At 70.9% G+C, this 18,751-nt stretch carries 20 protein-coding genes; 13 read left to right on the top strand and 7 right to left on the bottom strand.

The genetic code is table 11. From position 1 onward, the window contains the following. The first annotated feature begins 121 nt into the window (after positions 1 to 121). The 5 genes from BLR90_RS11190 to BLR90_RS11170 all read left to right on the top strand — a co-directional run bounded on the left by BLR90_RS11190 (position 122) and on the right by BLR90_RS11170 (position 4,701). Positions 122 to 970 (top strand): hypothetical protein, encoded by an 849-nt coding sequence (locus BLR90_RS11190; RefSeq protein WP_091025302.1) that lies wholly within the window; start codon positions 122 to 124, stop codon positions 968 to 970. Further along, positions 970 to 1,389, top strand: coding sequence for a hypothetical protein (locus BLR90_RS11185; RefSeq protein ID WP_091025301.1), 420 nt, complete (start codon positions 970 to 972; stop codon positions 1,387 to 1,389). The genes BLR90_RS11190 and BLR90_RS11185 overlap by 1 nt, the downstream gene beginning before the upstream one ends. Positions 1,390 to 1,459: 70 nt before the next feature. Then, complete coding sequence (locus BLR90_RS11180) at positions 1,460 to 2,977, top strand: FAD-dependent oxidoreductase (protein WP_091025300.1); 1,518 nt, start codon at positions 1,460 to 1,462, stop codon at positions 2,975 to 2,977. Continuing rightward, on the top strand, positions 2,974 to 4,098 hold the full coding sequence (locus BLR90_RS11175; RefSeq protein ID WP_091025299.1) for a hypothetical protein: 1,125 nt from the start codon (positions 2,974 to 2,976) through the stop codon (positions 4,096 to 4,098). Before BLR90_RS11180 ends, BLR90_RS11175 begins: the two co-directional genes overlap by 4 nt. A 6-nt stretch (positions 4,099 to 4,104) precedes the next feature. Then, positions 4,105 to 4,701 carry a TetR/AcrR family transcriptional regulator gene (locus tag BLR90_RS11170; protein WP_091025298.1) on the top strand — a complete coding sequence of 199 codons (597 nt, stop codon included), beginning with the start codon at positions 4,105 to 4,107 and terminating at the stop codon, positions 4,699 to 4,701. Between the two features lie 28 nt (positions 4,702 to 4,729). Here BLR90_RS11170 and BLR90_RS11165 read toward each other — a convergent pair whose 3' ends face one another. Continuing rightward, positions 4,730 to 5,281 carry an AAA family ATPase gene (locus BLR90_RS11165; RefSeq protein ID WP_091025297.1) on the bottom strand — a complete coding sequence of 184 codons (552 nt, stop codon included), beginning with the start codon at positions 5,279 to 5,281 and terminating at the stop codon, positions 4,730 to 4,732. Between the two features lie 5 nt (positions 5,282 to 5,286). Next, entirely contained in the window at positions 5,287 to 6,705 is a 1,419-nt protein-coding gene (gene dnaB, locus BLR90_RS11160) for a replicative DNA helicase (protein ID WP_091025296.1), read from the bottom strand. Positions 6,706 to 7,142: 437 nt separating this feature from the next. Between dnaB and BLR90_RS11155 the strand changes: the two genes are divergently transcribed. From BLR90_RS11155 to BLR90_RS11145, 3 genes are read left to right on the top strand one after another with little or no spacing between them, the layout of a single operon-like run. After that, a complete protein-coding gene (locus BLR90_RS11155; RefSeq protein ID WP_245715263.1) occupies positions 7,143 to 8,486 on the top strand; it encodes an MATE family efflux transporter in 1,344 nt (447 codons plus the stop codon). Then, positions 8,483 to 9,040, top strand: a complete 558-nt coding sequence (locus BLR90_RS21015; protein WP_091025295.1) for a hypothetical protein — start codon at positions 8,483 to 8,485, stop codon at positions 9,038 to 9,040. The genes BLR90_RS11155 and BLR90_RS21015 overlap by 4 nt, the downstream gene beginning before the upstream one ends. A gap of 53 nt (positions 9,041 to 9,093) precedes the next feature. Continuing rightward, positions 9,094 to 10,248, top strand: coding sequence for a hypothetical protein (locus tag BLR90_RS11145; RefSeq protein ID WP_091025294.1), 1,155 nt, complete (start codon positions 9,094 to 9,096; stop codon positions 10,246 to 10,248). 86 nt (positions 10,249 to 10,334) lie between these two features. Here BLR90_RS11145 and rplI read toward each other — a convergent pair whose 3' ends face one another. The 4 genes from rplI to rpsF all read right to left on the bottom strand — a co-directional run bounded on the left by rplI (position 10,335) and on the right by rpsF (position 12,130). Beyond that, positions 10,335 to 10,781, bottom strand: a complete 447-nt coding sequence (gene rplI, locus BLR90_RS11140) for a 50S ribosomal protein L9 (RefSeq protein WP_091025293.1) — start codon at positions 10,779 to 10,781, stop codon at positions 10,335 to 10,337. 15 nt (positions 10,782 to 10,796) lie between these two features. Beyond that, positions 10,797 to 11,033 (bottom strand): 30S ribosomal protein S18, encoded by a 237-nt coding sequence (gene rpsR / locus BLR90_RS11135; RefSeq protein ID WP_091025292.1) that lies wholly within the window; start codon positions 11,031 to 11,033, stop codon positions 10,797 to 10,799. A 125-nt stretch (positions 11,034 to 11,158) separates the two neighbouring features. Then, entirely contained in the window at positions 11,159 to 11,704 is a 546-nt protein-coding gene (locus tag BLR90_RS11130; RefSeq protein WP_091025291.1) for a single-stranded DNA-binding protein, read from the bottom strand. Positions 11,705 to 11,830: 126 nt separating this feature from the next. Continuing rightward, positions 11,831 to 12,130 (bottom strand): 30S ribosomal protein S6, encoded by a 300-nt coding sequence (gene rpsF, locus BLR90_RS11125; RefSeq protein WP_091025290.1) that lies wholly within the window; start codon positions 12,128 to 12,130, stop codon positions 11,831 to 11,833. Between the two features lie 177 nt (positions 12,131 to 12,307). Here rpsF and BLR90_RS11120 point away from each other — a divergent pair, with 177 nt between their 5' ends. Continuing rightward, a complete protein-coding gene (locus BLR90_RS11120) occupies positions 12,308 to 13,171 on the top strand; it encodes a serine/threonine-protein kinase (RefSeq protein WP_091025289.1) in 864 nt (287 codons plus the stop codon). 86 nt (positions 13,172 to 13,257) lie between these two features. On the opposite strand, the gene BLR90_RS11115 is transcribed toward BLR90_RS11120, so the two are convergent. Beyond that, positions 13,258 to 15,276: an FHA domain-containing protein gene (locus BLR90_RS11115; RefSeq protein ID WP_091025288.1), complete on the bottom strand. Its 2,019-nt coding sequence runs from the start codon at positions 15,274 to 15,276 to the stop codon at positions 13,258 to 13,260. A gap of 189 nt (positions 15,277 to 15,465) precedes the next feature. On the opposite strand from BLR90_RS11115, the gene BLR90_RS11110 reads away from it, so the two are divergent. The 4 genes from BLR90_RS11110 (at position 15,466) to BLR90_RS11095 (ending at position 18,652) form a co-directional block, all read left to right on the top strand. Continuing rightward, complete coding sequence (locus tag BLR90_RS11110; RefSeq protein WP_091025287.1) at positions 15,466 to 16,029, top strand: hypothetical protein; 564 nt, start codon at positions 15,466 to 15,468, stop codon at positions 16,027 to 16,029. 269 nt (positions 16,030 to 16,298) lie between these two features. Further along, positions 16,299 to 16,655 carry a hypothetical protein gene (locus BLR90_RS11105; RefSeq protein ID WP_143016189.1) on the top strand — a complete coding sequence of 119 codons (357 nt, stop codon included), beginning with the start codon at positions 16,299 to 16,301 and terminating at the stop codon, positions 16,653 to 16,655. Positions 16,656 to 16,705: 50 nt separating this feature from the next. Continuing rightward, the gene (locus BLR90_RS11100) at positions 16,706 to 17,515 is read left to right on the top strand and encodes a deoxyribonuclease IV (protein ID WP_091025285.1); all 810 of its coding nucleotides are present in this window, start codon (positions 16,706 to 16,708) and stop codon (positions 17,513 to 17,515) included. 9 nt (positions 17,516 to 17,524) lie between these two features. After that, the gene (locus BLR90_RS11095) at positions 17,525 to 18,652 is read left to right on the top strand and encodes a lipid II:glycine glycyltransferase FemX (protein WP_245715262.1); all 1,128 of its coding nucleotides are present in this window, start codon (positions 17,525 to 17,527) and stop codon (positions 18,650 to 18,652) included. Positions 18,653 to 18,751: the final 99 nt, after the last annotated feature.

Genomic DNA, 18,751 nt, shown 5'->3' with positions numbered 1-18,751 from the left:
CCCTGCCCAACACGGTGCGAGAGGGCAACTACGAGGACGGGTGGATCGTCGGTGACTTCATCGACGGTCAGCACGTCACGTTCCGCTCGCCGTCGACCGGCAACACGGCTGGCTGGCCGACGTGGAGAAGGCCAACACCGAGAACTACGGCCAGGCCTTCAACGCCTTCTACAGCCGGTACGGCGAGACCCGCGACATCCTGTGCAACAACCTGCGCCAGGACCTCATCGACCTCGCCGCCTGTGGCGCGGCCGACGCCGCGGCGATCAACGCCGCGAAGGCGAGCGCCCTGTCGCTGGCCGAGTCCGTCCGCGACGCGATGCTCGCTGCCCACCCCGACGGCGGGCACAGCAGCAGCGCCGCGGCCTGGGACACCATCGGCCTGATCGCGTCCATCGTGCCGGCCAAGGGTGCCGTCGAGCCGGTCGTGGCCGGGATCGAGGCCGCCAAGGGCATCTACGACGACGCACAGGGACCGCTGCGGACCGTCTCGGGCGAGCACCCCAACGACGTCCTCAACGACTTCTGGGCGGCGGAGGGCGAGTTCCGCGACGACTTCAACGCCGGGATGAACGAGATCACGGCCGCCGGCCAGACCACGCTGGACTACCTGAACAACGACGAGCTGTCGACCCTCCCCCCGGCCCGGCTCAGCGACGCCGTGGGCGAGGTCCGGATGGACTTCTACACGATCGACAACATCCTGGCGTCGATGGAGTCGCTCGCCGACACCGCCAAGGACCCGATCCCCGAGGTCAGCTACGACCAGTCCCAGTTCGACCGGGACGCCGAGCTCAACAACCCCTACAGCGTCGTGGTCATGGAGGCGAAGTACGAGCTGTTCAGCAAGCTCCGGCACCTGAGCACCGACCTCACCAACGGCCGGGCCGACCTGACCGAGGCGGTCCGGATCATGCTGGAGACCGACACGTGGAGCGAGGAAGCGCTCCAGGCGCTGCTGGGGTTCTGATGACCCAGCACCTGGAGCACCCGTCAGCCGTCACGACCAGTGAAGGACCCGCGATGAACGCCGCGCCCCGGTTCGCCCCTCTCAACGCCGTGCTGCTCGGGCTGCTCGCGATCGGCGCGAGCCTCCCCTTCGTCGCCGTCGACCAGTCCCCGCTGTGGTCCGCTCCCGCGACCGGGCACGCCGCCGCGACCAAGATCACCGTCATCCTCCTGTGCGCCGTGCTCCTCTGGGGTGCGGCGGCAGCCCGGGGTGGTGCGTGGCAGGGGGTCGCCCAGGTCGTCGCCGCCGCCCTGGTCGCGCTCGCGGTGCTCTTCGGGGACGACCTCGGGTCCGGCGGCTCGCTCCTCGCGATGACCGCGGTGCTCGCCGCGGTCACCGGCGCCGTGGCGACGGCGACCGACTGGCTCGGCCGGTCCTGACCTGCACTGTTGACGCAGTACGACATCAATCATACATTCATGCACTCATTGTATGATTGATGGAGCTGGTATGACGCTGGGCAACAGAGCCGTGGTCCTCGGTGGGAGTGTGGCGGGGCTGTGCGCCGCCGGTGCGCTCGCCCCGTACTTCGACGAGGTGCTGGTGTTGGAGCGCGACGTGCTTCCTGAAGGAGCCGCTCACCGACGAGGGGTGCCCCAGAGCAAGCACCCGCACTTCCTCCTCAACTCGGGCCGCCGGGCGATCGACGAGCTCTTCCCTGGCTTCGAGGACGACCTGATCGCTGCCGGCGGGCTGCACCTGATGCCGTCGATGGATGCGGCCTACCTCGAGCGCAGCGGGTGGTCGTCGCGCAAGCAGTCCTCGATGACGATGGTCTACAGCACCCGGATCCTGATCGAGCGGGTGCTGCGCGACAAGGCGCGCCAGGTGCCCAACATCCTCATTCGCGAGGGTGTCTCCGTGACGGGCATCGCGACGACGGGCGCCGGGACCGCGCAAGGACGGGTGACCGGCGTGACCTTCTCCACCGCCACCGACGGGGTCGAGCGGTGCGAGGCCGACCTCGTCGTCGACGCGATGGGGCGCGGATCCTCGGTGTCAGACTGGCTCGCAGCGGCCGGGTGGCCCGAGACACCGGCGCAGACCCTCGACGCCAAGGTGACCTACACCTCGCGCTGGTACGACCTGCCGTCACCCGAGGACCGACCGGAGTCGTGGTGGTGGCAGCACCTGGTGGTCATGCCGACCCAGGACAAGGAAGCTCACCCCGCGGAGCACGAGTTCCTGGTCAACTTCTTCCCCGTCGAGGACAACCGGGCCCTGGCGTGCATGGGGTCGTGGAGTATCGACATGCCCCGCACCCCCGAGGGCTTCGTCGCTGCCGCCGAGCGGGTGCGAACGCCCCTGTTCGCCGCCACGATGGCGCGCTGCGAGCCCCACTCCGAGGTTCACCTGACCCGGTCGACCGGGAACAAGTGGCGCCGGTACGACCGCCTGGCCCCGGCACCGTCGGGCATCGTGTTCATCGGCGACGCCATCTGCGCGTTCAACCCGTTCTATGCCCAAGGCATCAGCTCAGCGGCCGGCTCGGCGCTGCTGCTGCGGGCCTGGCTGCAGTCAGCCACCGCACTGGACAGGGGGTTCTTCCAGGGCTTCCTCGCCCAGCAGCGCAAAGCCCTGAAGGTCCCGTGGAACATGGCGATGGCTCGCGACCGCGGCTACGAATGTGCCACGGGTACCGAAACCCTTCCCGCGTGGCAGCGTCGGATCCTCGCTGCGCTCACCTGGCCGGCGTTCAACCTCATCACCGGCGCCGCACGTGAGGACGAGGTCATCGACGAGCACTTCGCTCGGGTCTTCAACCTCGACGAGTCGCTGGGCGACATGATGAGGAGCCCCCGGGTCCTGGCCGGGCTGCTGCGTTACCAGGTGAGCTCCGCGTTGGGCCGCACCAAGGTGCCCTTCGGCTTCGACGCGCAGCAGGACCCGCCGGCGACCGACTGGACACCGCCCGGGCCGGACCTCGCGAGCACGCCCGCCGGCGCCGCCACCGGGCGGACACGATGAGCGGCAGCTGCGGCCCGGCGGCCGAGCAGGTCACCCGGGTCCTGGGCTTCGACTGCCACGACGTCAGCACGGTCATCTCCGTCCGCAACCCGTTCGACCTGGCCCACTGGACGATGCCGGTCCTGGAGCTGGTCATCATCGGCGGGGCGCTCTTCGCGCTGGCGCACGCCGTACGACGCCTGCGTGCCGGGGACCCGGTCAACCTGGCGCTGTGGTGCGCCTCGCTGGTCTACCTGCTCGTGACCGAACCGCCGCTCTACTTCCCCGAGTGGTTCGGCCTGGACGAGATCTACGGCTTCATCTTCGCGCACAACCAGTTCACCGTGCAGTTCATGTGGGACCGGCTCCCGCTCTACATCGTGGCGTTCTATCCGGCCCTCAGCCAGCTGGCCTACGAGCTGGTGCGGGTGCTCGGGGTCTTCCGCTACCGCGGCGCGCTCGTGGGCTCGGTCGCCGTCGCCTTCGTGTGCCAGGTGTTCTACGAGATCTTCGACCAGGTCGGCCCGCAGCTGAAGTGGTGGGCCTGGAACTACGACAACATGGAGGTCAACCACCCGGCGCTGGCGTCGGTGCCGATGAACAGCATGTTCCTCTTCGCCTCTGTCTCCTTCGCGGCGCTCACGTACCTGGTGGTGAAGCTGGCCGGGTCCCGGGCGGCCGACGGCGGTCCGCGCCGTGGTTGGTCCCTGACCTGGCGGATCGCCCTGGCGGGGGTGCTGGCGCCTCCGGCGATGGGTCTGTTCGGCATCCCCTCGGGGATCTTCGGCGGCGCGACCCCCAACGTGACGGCCCAGGCCTGGGTGCTCGGGATCGAGCTGGGTCTCGTGTGGCTGGCCGGAGCGTGGGTCCTGCTCACCCACGTGCAGCGCCGCCACACCTACGACGTCGAGCCGATGACCCCGTTCGCCCGCGTCTACCCGGCGGTCTACCTGGCCGGGATGACGGTGGCCTGGCTGGGAGCGCTGCCGGCGTACCTCGACGCCACCGACGGTGTCACCAGCGACGGCACGCCGGTGGGCAGCGGGCTCTACGTGCTCGCGTGCTACGCCGGTGCCATCGCACTTCTCGCGGCGTTGTATACCGGTCGTGGACGCCGCGGCCTCGCGGCCACGGCGGAATGAGGACCCGTGGGTCACCATGGTTGGCAGGGCAACCCACCTGGCTCGGAGGAGGAGGCCCGAGCGCGGATCATCGCGGCCACCCTGTCGTGCGTGGACCAGTTCGGCCCCGTCAAGACGACGCTTTCCGACATTGCTGCCGAGCTCGGCGTCACCCGACAGACGGTCTACCGGTACTACCCCAGCCTCGCCGAGCTGCTGGGCGCGGTCGCCCAGGCCGGTCTCGAGAACTTCATCGAACGCATGCAGGCCCACCTCTCCAGCACCGCCACCCCGGCCGAGGCCGCGATCGAGTCGGTGGTGTTCGCCGTACGGGCCATCCCGCGCGAGCCGTACATCGGGCTGCTCTTCCAGGCCGGTGAGACCGACACCTTCAGCCGCGGGGTCACCTCGTCGATGGCGCTGTCCGTCGGCGCGGACATCCTGAGAGGCGTCCCGGTCGACTGGGCCGAGATCGGGGTCGGCGAGCACGAGCTCGAGGACCTGGCCGAGATCCTGATGCGTTTGTTCGTCTCGTTCCTGCAGTACCCGTCGGACCCACCCCGCTCCGACGACGACCTGCGCGCACTGGTCCGCCGCTGGCTCGGCCCAGCTCTTCACGCGTGACCTCAGGCGGGCCGTGGGACCAGCGCCCTCAGGCCAACGAGTCCAGCAGCGCCTGGTAGGTCTGATCGGCGGCGCCCTCGACGCTCGTGATGACCTGGGCATCCGGACGCTCGGCCACCAGCGCTGTGAGCGCCCGGTGGTAGTGCGCCAGCCTCTCGTTGCCGCCTTCGGCCGCGACGATGTCGCGGACCTGCGCGTGCCAGGGGTCGTCGGGGTCGGAGTCACCTCGGTGGTGGAACCGGGAGACCGCGGACGCTTCCTCATCCATCAGGACGCGTTCGACGAAGCTCGCGCCGGCCTGCGTGGCACAGGCCTCGAACCGTGCGAGCTCCGTGGGGTTGACCAGCATCTGCGGGAGTACGACGTCGTTCCCCTCGGCGAGGTAGGCCTGGATCATCGCCAGCGCGGCCGGCCGGATCAGGCGGCCCGCCTCCGCGAACGAGGTCTCCCACCCACCGATGAAGGTCCGCAGCGAGTCGATGTCGCAGTTGAGGACTCCGTGGTGGTCTTCGACGTAGCGCCTGGCCAACGTGGACTTCCCGATGCCAGGAGGCCCGTTGAGGTGGAGGAGGCGGCTCACCCCGGTCAGTGGGCCATGTCGACGAAGCGGGAGTAGTGGCCCTGGAAGGCCACGGTGATGTCGCGGGTGGCGCCGTTGCGGTGCTTGGCGACGATCAGGTCGGCCTCGCCGGGGCGGGTCGACTCCTTCTCGTAGGCGTCGTCACGGTGGAGCAGGATCACCATGTCGGCGTCCTGCTCGAGCGACCCGGACTCGCGGAGGTCGCTCATCATCGGGCGCTTGTCGCTGCGCTGCTCGGGACCACGGTTGAGCTGGGAGAGCGCGATGATCGGGAGCTCGAGCTCCTTGGCCAGCAGCTTGATCTGACGGGAGAACTCCGAGACCTCGAGCTGGCGGGACTCGACCTTGCGACCCGACGACATGAGCTGCATGTAGTCGATGACGATCAGGCGCAGGTCGTGGCGCTGCTTGAGCCGGCGGGCCTTGGCCCGGATCTCCATCATCGTCATGTTGGGCGAGTCGTCGATGAACATCGGCGCCGACGACACCTTGCCCATGTGGCGGGCCAGCTTGTCCCAGTCGGCGGAGTCCATCTTGCCGTTGCGGATGTGGTTGAGCGGCACCTTCGCCTCGGCTGAGAGCAGCCGCATCGTGATCTCGGAGCGCGTCATCTCGAGGCTGAAGAAGACGCTGGCCAGGTTGTTGTTGATCGACGCCGCCCGACAAAAGTCTAGTGCTAATGTAGACTTTCCCATGGCGGGCCTGGCCGCCACGATGATCATCTGGCCGGCGTGGAGCCCGTTGGTCAGGTCGTCGAGGTCGGCGAAGCCGGTGGGGACGCCGTAGAGGCCGGTCTCGCGGTTGCCGATGGCCTCGATCTCGTCGAGGACCTTGTCCATGATGTCGGACAGGGGCGCGTAGTCCTCGGCCGCGCGGCGGTCGGTGATCTGGTAGACCTCGGCCTGGGCGCGGTCGACGATGTCGTCGACCTGGCCCTCGCCGGCGTAGCCGTATTGCACGATCTTGGTGCCGGCGTCGACCAGGCGGCGCAGGATCGCCTTCTCGCGCACGATCTGGGCGTAGTAGGCGGCGTTGGCCGCGATCGGCACGTTGGCCGCGAGGGTGTGGAGGTAGGGCGCGCCGCCGGCCCGCTGGAGCTCGCCCTTGCGCTGCAGCTCGGCGGCGACGGTGATCATGTCGACCGGCTCGCCGCGGCCGAACAGGTCGATCACGGCGTCGTGGATGGTCTCGTGGGAGGGCCGGTAGAAGTCGACCCCGCGCAGCACCTCGGAGACCTCGGCGATGGCATCCTTGGAGATGAGCATCGAGCCCAGGACCGACTGCTCGGCCGCCATGTCCTGCGGCGGCGTGCGGTCGCCGGGGCGGCTGGGCCGCTCGCCGGGGGCGTAGGCCGCGGGGCCGTCGCCCCAGTCCTCGAACGGAGGCTCGGGAAGACCCCGGGTGTCGGACTCCGTGACGCTCATCAAGCTCCCTGATCGTCCGGGCCGAGAAGGACCGGACAGCGATGGTGCGGGCATGACCTGACTGACGGTCGACAGGCTAGGAGCCGGCACCGACAGCGGGGTCAGGCGGCGAACCTACGGGGGTGACGGCACCGAGGGATAGGGCCCTATCCACAGGCACCTGGGGATAACTCCCGCAACGCCGTGGACGACACGCGGTCGCCTGTGCAGGACCTGGGGAGTGGCCTGTGGAGACACGCCCGGGACGACCGACGAAGACGGCTCTGACCTGCACAAACGTCGTCCCCCGCGTGTGCACAGAAAATAGTAGGCACCTTTCTCGGTTCATCTGCCGTCCATGCCCCTGTGGGGTGTTGGTTTGTCGACAAAGCGCCGGCCTCAATGCCTGTCCACAGTTCGGTGCAAGTTATCCACTGCCGATATCAGACAATGGCGAGGTGCGCAGGGAACTCGACAAAGAAATCAGGCGGCTTGCCGTTCCCGCGTTCCTCGCGTTGGTCGCCGAGCCCCTCTTCCTGCTCGGTGACGCCGCCATCGTCGGCCACCTCGGTACCCCCGAGCTGGCGGGTCTGGGGATCGCCGCGGTGGTCCTCCAGACCGCGATCGGGCTCTGCGTCTTCCTGGCCTACGGCACCACCGCAGGCGTCGCGCGCCACCTCGGGGCCGGGGACCGCAGGGGTGCTCTCGCCCAGGGCGTCGACGGGGTCTGGCTCGCGGTCCTGCTCGGGCTCGTCACCACCGTCGCGGGCGTAGCGCTCACCGGCCCGCTGGTCCGGCTGTTCGGCGCCGACCAGCAGGTCACCGACCACGCCACGACGTACCTGAGGATCGCGTTCCTCGGCGCGGTGCCGCTGCTGGTGATGCTGGCCGCGACCGGCGTCCTGCGCGGGCTCCAGGACACCCGCACCCCGCTGGTCGTCGCCGTCGTCGGCAACGTGCTCAACATCGTGCTCAACGTGCTGCTCGTGTACGGCGCCGGGCCGTTCGACGGCCTGGGCCTGGCCGGCTCGGCGATCGGCTCGGTGCTCGCGCAGGTCGCCAGCGCCGCGGCCCTGGTGACCGTGGTGGTCGGTGCCGCCCGCCGCGAGGGGGCCTCGCTGCGGCCCGACCTGCCCGGCATCCGCGCGGCCGCCCGGGCCGCGGTCGCCCTCGTGGTGCGGACCCTCACCCTGCGCGCGGCCCTGCTGGTCACGACGTACGCCGTGACGATCGGCCCGCGCGACCCGGGTGCCGTGGAGCTGGCCACCCACCAGCTGGCACTGACCCTGTGGACCTTCCTCGCGTTCGTGCTCGACGCCATCGCGATCGCCGCGCAGGCGATCACCGGGCGCTACCTCGGGGCGGGTGACGTGGAGTCGACCCGCGCCGTCACCCGGCGGATGGTCGGCTGGGGCGTGGCCAGCGGGGTCGTGACCGGGGTCCTGCTCGCCGCCTCCAGCCCGTTCCTGGGCCGGCTCTTCAGCTCCGACCCCGAGGTGCACCGCCTCCTGGTCCCGGTGCTGCTGGTGGCCGCGCTCGGGCAACCCGTGGCCGGGGTGGTGTTCGTGCTCGACGGGGTGCTGATCGGCGCCGGCGACGGGACCTACCTCGCCTGGGGCGGCCTGCTGACGCTGCTGGTCCACGCCCCCCTGGTGCTGCTCGCCGCCCACCTCGTCGGCGGCCTGGTCGCGGTCTGGGCCGTGTTCTGCGCGGCCTTCATGGGCGCCCGCTTCGTGGTGCTCGCCCACCGCGCCCGCGGCGACCGGTGGCTGGTCACCGGCGCCCCTAAGGTGTCGGCATGAAGCCGCTTCAGTCCGTCGCGATGGGCTTCGTCTTCATCGCGCTCTACGCGCGGCTCAACGGCTACGACCTGTACGCCGACCCGGTCGGCTGGGTGCTGGTCCTGCTCGGCGTACGCCGTCTGCCCGCGGACCTGCCCCACCGCACCCCCCTCCAGTACGTCGGTGCCGTCGCCGCCGCGGTGTCGGTGCCGATGTGGTTCCCCGTCGTGCGCGACGCCCTCGCCGACGCCGACGCCTCGCTCGGCTGGGCCGCCGACCTGCCGGCCTTCGCCTTCACCGCGCTGCTCTGCCACGCACTGGCCGCGGCCGCCGAGGAGGCGGGAGACGTCAAGCCCTCGCAGTGGCTCGCACTCGTGCGGACGGTCGTCGTCGCCGTGGCCGTGCTGCCGGTGCTGGTCTTCGGCGCCGGCATCTCCGGCCTCGCCGACCCAGCCGCGCTGGCCGCCCAAGCGGTCTACGTGGTCCTGGTCTGGCTGCTCTTCAGCTATTCGGGCCGCACCTGGAGCGGGGCCCCGGTCGACGAAAACGCCGCGCAGCGGCCGCAGGCTTCGTAGCCTGGACCCCGCTCCGGCGTTGTAGGAGCACCGCACCACACCTGGGAGAGCACATGTCGCACCGCACGCCCTACCGCCACCGCGCCGCCCTCGTGGTCGCCGCTCTCGTGGCCGGGCTCCTGCCCGGGGCCCTGCTCGCGGCTCCTGCCGGCGCCTCCCCGGGGTGCCTCGCGGACGACTCGCTCAGCCTGCTCGACCGCACCGGCTGCGACGACGACACGCCCCCCGACACGGCGGTCACGGGCAGCAGCCCGCAGCCCAACGGCGCGGCGTACATCAAGACCGACTCGATCAGCTTCACGTTCGCCGGCAGCTACACCGACGCCGACACCGGCACCCTGCGCTACATGTGCCGCCTCGACGCGGCCGCGTGGGAGTCGTGCACCAGCCCCAAGACCTACACCGACCTCGCGGACAACAAGACGGGCTACACCTTCCAGGTCTACGCCATCGACGGCACCGATGCCGACGTCACCTGGACCGACACCAGCAGCCCGCTGTCCACGGTGACCGAGCCCGACACGTCGGACGCGGACAAGACCCCCGCGGAGCGCTCCTTCAAGGTCGATACCACCGCGCCCAACTCCTACATCTTCGACAAGCCGTACGACGAGCTCCGCCCCGAGCTGCCGATGGTCACCAGCCGCAACATCTCGCTGCGCCTCGACTCCAGCGAGAGCGCCGCGAACGTGCTGGACTTCGTGTGCACCCTCGACGGTGCCACCGTGCCCTGCGAGCAGGGGGCCACCGAGCTCAGCCAGCTCAAGCCCGGCGACCGGCGGTTCACCGCCGCGGCGATCGACCTGGCCGGCAACCGCGACACGTCCCCCGCCACCACGCAGTTCGCCGTACCCCTCAACCTGCTCGCGGCGAAGGGCAGCGGCTGGCGCCGGGTCCAGGGCAGCAGCTACTTCGCCGGCGACTACCTCGAGGCGCGCAAGGTCGGCACGCAGCTGGTCACCAAGTCGCTCACGATGACCGAGCTGCGCCTGATCGCCCCCGCCGGACCCAACCTCGGCGTGATCGACATCCAGATCGGCAAGGGCATCCACCGCAAGATCAAGCTGAACGCCCCGAGCTACGAGCGGTTCAAGGTCTACGTGATCCGCAACGAGTACGCCCCCAAGGTGACCGGCCGGATCACGATCCGGGTCCGGGCGCTCGGTGGCCACAAGGTCGCACGGATCGACGCCCTGCTGGCTCACTGAACCTCACACACTCCGCGAGACAGACAACGAGGCCGCCCTCCCCGAGGGGGAGGGCGGCCTCGCTGGTGGAGCGGGTCAGGATCCGGTCAGGCAGGGATCACGTTGAGGGCAACCGAAGCGGACACCTCGTCGTGCAGCTTGACGGAGACCTGGTGGTTGCCGAGCGACTTGATCGGGTTGGTGACCACGATCGTGCGCTTGTCGACTGCCTCGCCCGACACCGACGCGAGAGCGTCGGCGATGTCGGCGACGGTGACGGCGCCGAACAGGCGACCGCCCTCGCCGGCGCGGACCTTGACGTCGACCGGGGTCGACTCGAGCTTGGTCTTGATCTCGGCTGCGTGGTCGTGGTCGCGGACCGAGCGCGAGGAGCGAGCGGCCTTGATCGAGGCGACCTGCTTCTCACCGCCTCGGGTCCAACGGATCGCGACACCGCGCGGGATGAGGTAGTTGCGGCCGTAGCCGTCCTTGACCTCGACCACGTCGCCGGGGGCACCGAGGCCAGTGACTTCCTGGGTCAGGATGAGCTTCATGGTGTCCTCAGCCCCCTATCGACCGGTGGAGGAGTAGGGCAGCAGGGCGACCTCGCGGGCGTTCTTGACCGCGATCGCGACGTCACGCTGGTGCTGGACGCAGTTGCCGGTGACCCGACGCGCGCGGATCTTGCCGCGGTCGGAGATGAACTTGCGGAGCAGGGCGGTGTCCTTGTAGTCGACACCGGTCGCCTTCTCCTTGCAGAACTGGCAAACCTTCTTCTTGGGCTTGCGAATCACTGCCTTGGCCATTGTGGTGCTTCCTCTCTAGAAGCCCGGCCCCGAGTGGGTACGGCGCCGGAATGGTTCGGGTTGATTTGGGTTTCGAGACGGCGCTGGCGCGCCTCCTCAACCACCGTGGTGGTGGATGGATCAGCTCAGAACGGGGGCTCCTCCGAGCCCACACCGGGCGCGCCCCACGGGTCCTGGGCGGCAGGTGCGCCGCCCTGGGCTCCGGAGGGACCCGCCGGGGCCGCGGTGGCCCAGGGGTCGTCGCCACCGGACGGCTGGCCGCCCGAGGGCTGCCCGCCGCCGTAGCCGCCACCACCGCCGCCGGAGCGGCTGGCGCGGGTGACCTTGGCGGTGGCGTACTTGAGCGACGGACCGACCTCTTCGACGTCGATCTCGAAGACGGTGCGCTTCTCACCCTCGCGGGTCTCGTACTGGCGCGACTTGAGCCGGCCCTGCACGACGACGCGCATGCCCTTCTGCAGCGACTCGGCGACGTTTTCCGCCGCCTGCCGCCAGACCGCACAGGAGAGGAACAGCGCGTCGCCGTCCTTCCACTCGTTGGTCTGCTTGTCGAAGGTGCGCGCCGTCGACGCGATCCGGAAGTTAGCGACCGCGGCACCCGAGGGGGTGAAGCGGAGCTCCGGGTCGTCGACGAGGTTGCCGACCACGGTGATGACGGTCTCGCCTGCCATGTCAGGTCTCCCTAGCTGATCCGATGATGATCTTGTTGATGCTGTCTGCGTCCACGCTCATCAAAGCGTGGGCAGCCGACAGTGGAAAGCGGTCGTCCACAGGTGGACACCCGACCGTCGAGACGGTCAGGTCAGCGAGCGAGCGCCGGGCCGGATCACCTTCGTGCGCAGGATGGCCTCGTTGAGCGTGAGCTGGCGGTCGAACTCCTTGACCGTGGCCGGCTCGGCCTGCAGCTTGATGACGGCGTAGATGCCCTCGGCGTTCTTCTTCACCTCGTAGGCGAGCCGACGACGTCCCCAGACGTCTACGGACTCGACGGTGCCACCATCCTTGGTGATCACGTTGAGGTACTTCTCGAGCGACGGCTGAATCGTCCGCTCTTCGAGACTCGGGTCGAGGATGACCATTACTTCGTAGGGACGCAAAGCGTCTCCACCTCCTCTGGACTCGGCGGCCACGGTCTCTCCGTGGCAGGAGGGCTTGCAGTTGTCACGCGACCGTCCCGTCGGTGGGCGGTCACAAAGACAGGCAAGGTTAACAGCGCGCGGAGACCCTGTGGAAATCGCGGCCCGCGCGGGCCGGAGGCGTCCTACCGTCGGGTGATGCGCACCCACGACCTGCCCCTCGCCGGACGCTACGTCTTGCTCGACCAGGTCGGCGTCGGAGGCATGGGCTCGGTGTGGCGGGCGTGGGACCTGCGCGAGCGCCGGATCGTGGCCGCCAAGCTCCTCGGCCGGTACGACGACGCGCTGCTCCAGCGGTTCGTGCGCGAGCAGGCGGTACGCATCCGCCACCCCCACGTCGTCGCGCCGATCGACTGGGCGGCGGACACCGGACGGGTCGTGCTCACGATGGACCTCGTGGCCGGCGGCTCGGTCGCGACCCTGCGCGCCGAGCGCGGGCCGCTGCCCGAACCACTGGTCGCGCTGCTGCTCGACCAGCTGCTCCAGGCGCTCGCAGCCGTGCACGCGGCCGGGGTCGTCCACCGCGACGTCAAGCCGGCCAACCTGCTGCTCGAACCGGGGCCGGTCCACCTGCGCCTGGCCGACTTCGGGGTGGCCGCGGTGCTCGGCGAGCAGCGGCTGACCGGCGCCGGCCCGGTCGGCACCCGCGGCTACACGGCACCGGAGCAGGAGCGGGGCGCGGCGCCGCACCCGGTCCAGGACCTGTACGCCGTCGGGGTGGTGGGCCGTGAGCTGACCGGCCACCGCCCGGGCTTGCTCCGCCCGCTGCTCGACGCGTTGGCCGACCCCGACCCGGCCCTGCGGCCGCAGTCGGCCGCCGACGCGCTGGAACGGCTGCGGCGGCTGCCGGTGCCTCCCCTGGCGCCGGACACGGTGCTGCCCGACCGCCTCGGCCCAGCGCCGTACGGGCCCGAGCCCGGTCGGCTCTCGATGGCGCTGGCCTGCCTGTGCTTCCTGGCCGCCGTGGCCCTCAGTGCGGCGGCCGCCCTGCTCGCGACCTGACCCGGCGCGCGCGGAGCAGCAGCCCCCAGCCGGCGGCCAGGAGCACCAGCGCCGTCAGGACGAGCACGACCTCCATGGCCCGGCCGTCACTGGTAGGCGAGCGGGTTGTCGACGACCGGCTGCGCCTCCTCGCCCACCACGAAGACCCCGTTGATGCCGGGCACTCCGTCGGGCGCCGCGAACGGCACGTAGATGCAGGCCTGGTCGGTCCCGAACGTCCACGTGTCCTGGAGCTCTCCGAGGACCGTGCTCAGGTCGAGGGAGTAGAGGGTGACGCCGATCGGCGTCCCGTCGGGCACCCCGGTGATGACGTACTCGGCGTACAGCGGCTCCCCGGGCGTGACGCTCAGGATCTGGGGCTGCTCGACCGTGCTGGAGCCCTCGCAGCCGCCCTGCTCGCCCTCCCTCACCCAGCCGGCCGAGACGAACGACGCGTCGGTCGGGGCGTCGGTCGGCGGGGTCGGCATGTCCTCGACGTAGGGCGAGACGTACGACGGGTCCCCGCCGTCCTCGGCGATCTGGAGGACCTCCTCGGCGAGGTCGACCGGCCGGATCAGGGCCGAGCCCTGGGTGATGGCGCCGGCGTCCTCGGAGCTGGCGGTGATCACGGCGGTGTTGATGCCGATCAGCTCGCCGTCGTCGTTGATCGACGGGCCACCCGAGTTGCCGGAGCCCAGGCGGACGTCGCTGTCGATCAGGCCGCGCTCGGTGCCGATGATCTCGTCGGCCTGGAAGGTCGAGACCACGCCGCGGGTGACCGTGAGCGGGCGGTCGAGCGACGCGCCGACGTTGCCGATCGACGGGTAGCCGAGCGCCGTGATCTCGTCGCCGGTGTGGAGGTCGTCGCTGCTCCCGATGGGCAGCGGGTCCGGCAGGTTCATGGCGGTGCCCTCGATCGGGTTGCCCTCGGCGTCGCCGACGATCTGGAGCACGGCCAGGTCGAGGTAGCCGTCGGCCACGATCGGCTCGGCCCGGAAGGCCGCGGTCGCGGGCTTGTCGTCCTCGCTCGAGGTGAGCGACACCAGCAGGTAGTCGGGGTCCGTGAACTCGCTCGACCCCTGGCCGGGAGCCGACGGCTTGGCGACGTGGGCGTTGGTGAGGATCAGCCCGTCCTCGCTGATGATGCTGCCGGACCCGGAGTGCGTCGGCGTGCCGGTGGAGTCGACCGCGACCAGGAACACCGCGGCCGCCTTGGCCCGCGCCAGGTGGGCCTCGCTGAGGCCGTCGCTCGCGGCGGGCGGGTTGTCCTTGTCGTCGTCGCCGCCGAGCACGACCGCCGCGGCGATCCCGCCACCGACGAGCACCAGGCCGGCGATCGCGGCCCCCACGACGGCGAGAGTCCGGCGGCGCTTCTTGCCGTGGATCGCGGCGACCGCCTGGCCGGCCGCGACCAGCGGCACCAGCTCCACCTCGAAGCCGGCGGTCGGGTGGCCGAGCAGGATCTCGACCGGCTCCTCGATCTTGAGGCGGGTGATCCGTTCGCCGTCGAGGTAGGAGCCGCTGGTCGACTGGTCGACCCACCACCAGCCGTCCGGGCGTGGCTCGATCACGGCGTGCTGGCGGGAGACCGCGGCGTCGTCGGCCACCACCTCGAGGGCGGGGTCACGCCCCACCCGCACCGCGGCATGCGTGCCGAAGCGGAGGTCGGCGCCCACGCGTCGCCGGACGAGGAGACCCGGCCCGCCGGTCCCGGGGCCGACCGGGCCGCCGCCCGCGACCATCGTCTGGGCCAGCGCCGGCGGCGGGGCCGCGACACCCGCGGTGACCGGCCGGTCCGCGACCGGCGGAGGCGGCATGGGCGCCGGGGCCGCTCCGGTCACCGTGACCATCACGCTGAACCCGCCGCCCTGCGCGCCGAACGAGACCGCCGTCGTGCCCGTCAGGTCGGCACGCTGGACACGCTGCCCGTTGACCCACGTGCCCGCGGAGCTGCCGACGTCGACGACCTCCCAGCCCTCGCCGGCGGCCCGGATCTCGGCATGGTGGCGCGACACCGACTGGTCCGGAGTCACGATGTCGTTGTCCGTCTCGCGGCCCACCCGGAAGGTGCGGGGCTGGTCGGAGGTCCAGGTCTGGCCGGGCGACTGGATGGTGATCGTGCTCATGTCCGCCTCTTTCGGTACGACGGCCCGGCAAGCGTCGGGGTTGGCGCGAGCCTAGGGCCAAGCGGGCTCGCCCGGGAGGGGGTCGGGCTCCCTCGACGTCGGGACCCACCCGCAAACCGCTATCCGCGGCGGCTCTCCTGCGCCATGCTGGTCCTCTCGTCTCGCCCCCCCCGCTCAGAGAGACAGCGCATGACCCTCCTGCGTCGCCGCCTTGCTGCCCTGGCCCTGGCCGCCCCCCTGATGCTCACCGGCTGCGGGGACGACCCCGACCCGGCCCCGGAGAGCAGCCCGTCCGAGGACACCTCCACCTCACCGCCGGCCGCGACCACGTCCCCGACCGAGGCGGCCGACCCGTCGACGTCCGCCGCGCCCGAGGGCTCCTGCGCGCTGCTCAACGCCGAGGCCGTGACCGCGGCGATCGGGGAGGACATGGTCGTCTCCGCGTCCGGCCCGCAGACCTGCCTGTTCGCTCCCGTCGACGACGCGTCGGCGGCCTCGGTCAACGCCTCCCTCACCGAGATCGCCATCGACCCGACGGAGTACGCCGACGGCACGCGGGACCTCTGCGAGGGCGAGGTCACCGAGGTCGAGGCGGGAGACGTGGCCTTCGCGTGCGTCACGTTCGTGGGTCCGCAGGGCTATGTGTTCGTCGACAGCGTCAGCATCCTGCTCGACGTGGTCACCGCCGACGAGTCGGAGCCGGCGGCGCTCGCGGTGGCAGCGGCGCTGCTGCCGTCGGTGACGGTGCCGTGAGGCCGTCGCCGACCTGGCGGCGTCCCGCCGGCGTCCTGCTCGGACTCGTCGTCGGGATCGCCCTCACCGCTTGCTCGGGCGACACCCCCGCCGCGAGCGGCGACCGCTCCAGCGACGAACCGTCCACCACACCCAGCTCCCCGGCGACCGGTACGCCGACCAGCGCACCCAGCGAACCCGAACCGCCCGCCACGTCGGTACCGCCGTCTGAGACACAGTCCGGACCCGACCCGGTCTGTGGCGGGCTCACACTGGATGTTGTGCGGGACGTGCTCGGCCCACAGACGCGCAGCTATCTCGCCGAGGTGGACTACTGCATCTTCGCGGCCCCGCGCCACCAGCCGCCGACGTTGATCGTGAGCGCCATCCCGACCCTCGGGGATCCCGCGGAGTTCGCGCAGCAGGCGCGGGACTTCTGCGCGAGCGACGTGACCGACGTACCGGACGTCGGTGACACCGCCTGGGTCTGCCTCAGTCCGGCGGCCGGGCCCCAGGGCGTCGTCGTGGCGGATGACGCCTTCGTGGAGCTCGACCTCACCAGCGGCGACGACCAGGCCGACCTGGCCTCGCTGCTGGAGCTGGTGCTGTACGTCGAGGTGCCCACCGGGCTTGAGATCCCCGAGTAGGTGCCTCGGCGCGTTCGGCAGGGTCGGTGGGCCTCCTTACGATGGGCCGCATGACCACCCTAGCCCTCGGAGCCCACGTCGACCAGACCGACCCGATCGCCGAGGCGAGCGCCCGCAACGCCCCGCTGGTGCAGTTCTTCCTCGGCGACCCGCAGAGCTACCGCGGGCCCAAGATCGCCTACGCCGGCGGCGCCGAGGGCCTCAAGGCCGACGCCGAGGCGGCGGGCGTCGACCTCTACGTCCACGCGCCCTACCTGGTCAACGTCGCGACGACCAACAACCGGATCCGGATCCCCAGCCGCAAGCTGCTCCAGCAGCACGTCGACGCGGCCGCCTCGATCGGGGCCAAGGGGCTGATCGTCCACGGCGGCCACGTCGACAGCGCCGGCGACAACGGCGAGGTGCTGGAGAAGGGTTTCGACAACTGGCGCAAGGCGATCGAGGCCACCGACCTCAAGGTGCCGCTGCTGATCGAGAACACCGCCGGCGGCGACAACGCGATGGCCCGCCACCTCGAGCGCATCGCCCGCGTGTGGGACGCGATCTCGGGCGCCGAGGGCTTCGACAACGTCGGCTTCTGCCTGGACACCTGCCACGCCCATGCCGGCGGCAACCCGCTGGAGACGGTGGTCGACGACGTACTGGCCATCACCGGCCGGATCGACCTCGTGCACTGCAACGACAGCCGCGACGACTTCGACTCCGGCGCCGACCGGCACACCAACTTCGGGTCCGGGCGGATCGACCCCGACCTGCTGGCCTCGGTCGTGCGCGCCGCGGGCGCGCCGGTGATCTGCGAGACCCCCGGCGGCGCGCAGGAGCACGTCGCCGACTTCGAGTGGCTCCGCGCGCGCCTGTAGCCTCGGGCTGTGCTGAGCGTCCGAGAGATCCCTGAGTCCCAGCACCTCGCCTTCCTCGAGGAGCAGCCCTCCGCGAGCTTCCTGCAGACCCCCGCGTGGGGCCGGGTCAAGAGCGAGTGGCGCCGCGAGTCGCTCGGCTGGTTCCGCGACGACGAGCTCGTCGGTGCCGCCCTGGTGCTCTACCGGCAGCTCCCCAAGGTGAAGCGCTACCTCGCCTACCTGCCCGAGGGCCCGGTCATCGACTGGGAGACCGAGCAGCTGCGCGACTGGCTCGACCCGCTGACCACCCACCTCAAGGAGCAGGGCGCCTTCGGGGTCCGCATGGGTCCCCCCGTCGTGACCCGCCGCTGGACGGCGGCCCAGGTCAAGGAGGGCATCGCCGACGACGCCGTACGCCGCCTCGACGACCTCGCGCCCTCCGAGCGAGACATGGTGGGCGCCCGGGTCGTGTGCCAGCTCGACGAGCTCGGCTGGCGCCGCCAGGTGGCCGAGGGCGGCTTCGCCGCCGGGCAGCCGCAGTACGTCTTCCAGGTCCCGCTCGTCGACGCCGAGGGCGCGCCGCGCACCGAGGACGACGTCCTCAAGGGCATGAACCAGCTGTGGCGGCGCAACATCAAGAAGGCCGCCAAGGAGGGCGTCGAGGTGACCTCGAGCGCCTCGCCCGAGGACCTCAAGGCCTTCCACGACCTCTACGTCCACACCGCGCAGCGCGACCACTTCACGCCTCGGCCGCTGGCCTACTTCCAGACCATGGTCGACGCACTCGGCTCCGAGAGCCCCGACCGGATCAAGCTCTGGTTCGCCCGCCACGAGGGCGAGCTGGTCGCCTCGAGCATCTCGATCCGGGTCGGCACCCACGCCTGGTACTCCTACGGTGCCTCGTCCACCGAGAAGCGCGAGGTCCGCGGCTCCAACGCGGTCCAGTGGGCGATGATCCAGGACGCACTCGCGGCCGGCGCCGCCGTCTACGACCTGCGCGGCATCACCGACACCCTCGACCCCGACGACTCACACGTCGGCCTGATCCAGTTCAAGGTCGGCACCGGCGGCGAGGCCGTCGAGTACGCCGGCGAGTGGGACCTCCCCCTCAACCGCGCCCTCTACAAGGCCTTCGACGTCTACATGCGGCGGCGCTGATGGTGGCGCGCGACCGGAGTACCGCGGGGAGGTTCTGGGCCTTTCCCCGTCGTTCCGGCGAGTTGCAACTACCCGGAACGACGGGGATCTCAGCATCTG

The organism is Nocardioides szechwanensis (assembly GCF_900103935.1).
Taxonomy (GTDB): domain Bacteria; phylum Actinomycetota; class Actinomycetes; order Propionibacteriales; family Nocardioidaceae; genus Nocardioides; species Nocardioides szechwanensis.
This window is presented reverse-complemented; position numbering and strand designations above follow the sequence as displayed.

Coding starts and splice junctions, on each gene's coding strand:
- BLR90_RS21015 (WP_091025295.1), top strand. CDS start 8,483: ATGAAGCCGCTTCAGTCCGTCGCGATGGGCTTCGTCTTCATCGCGCTC.
- BLR90_RS11100 (WP_091025285.1), top strand. CDS start 16,706: ATGACCACCCTAGCCCTCGGAGCCCACGTCGACCAGACCGACCCGATC.
- rplI (WP_091025293.1), bottom strand. CDS start 10,781: ATGAAGCTCATCCTGACCCAGGAAGTCACTGGCCTCGGTGCCCCCGGC.
- rpsR (WP_091025292.1), bottom strand. CDS start 11,033: ATGGCCAAGGCAGTGATTCGCAAGCCCAAGAAGAAGGTTTGCCAGTTC.
- BLR90_RS11120 (WP_091025289.1), top strand. CDS start 12,308: ATGCGCACCCACGACCTGCCCCTCGCCGGACGCTACGTCTTGCTCGAC.
- BLR90_RS11180 (WP_091025300.1), top strand. CDS start 1,460: ATGACGCTGGGCAACAGAGCCGTGGTCCTCGGTGGGAGTGTGGCGGGG.
- dnaB (WP_091025296.1), bottom strand. CDS start 6,705: ATGAGCGTCACGGAGTCCGACACCCGGGGTCTTCCCGAGCCTCCGTTC.
- BLR90_RS11185 (WP_091025301.1), top strand. CDS start 970: ATGACCCAGCACCTGGAGCACCCGTCAGCCGTCACGACCAGTGAAGGA.
- BLR90_RS11145 (WP_091025294.1), top strand. CDS start 9,094: ATGTCGCACCGCACGCCCTACCGCCACCGCGCCGCCCTCGTGGTCGCC.
- BLR90_RS11130 (WP_091025291.1), bottom strand. CDS start 11,704: ATGGCAGGCGAGACCGTCATCACCGTGGTCGGCAACCTCGTCGACGAC.
- BLR90_RS11175 (WP_091025299.1), top strand. CDS start 2,974: ATGAGCGGCAGCTGCGGCCCGGCGGCCGAGCAGGTCACCCGGGTCCTG.
- BLR90_RS11110 (WP_091025287.1), top strand. CDS start 15,466: ATGACCCTCCTGCGTCGCCGCCTTGCTGCCCTGGCCCTGGCCGCCCCC.
- BLR90_RS11115 (WP_091025288.1), bottom strand. CDS start 15,276: ATGAGCACGATCACCATCCAGTCGCCCGGCCAGACCTGGACCTCCGAC.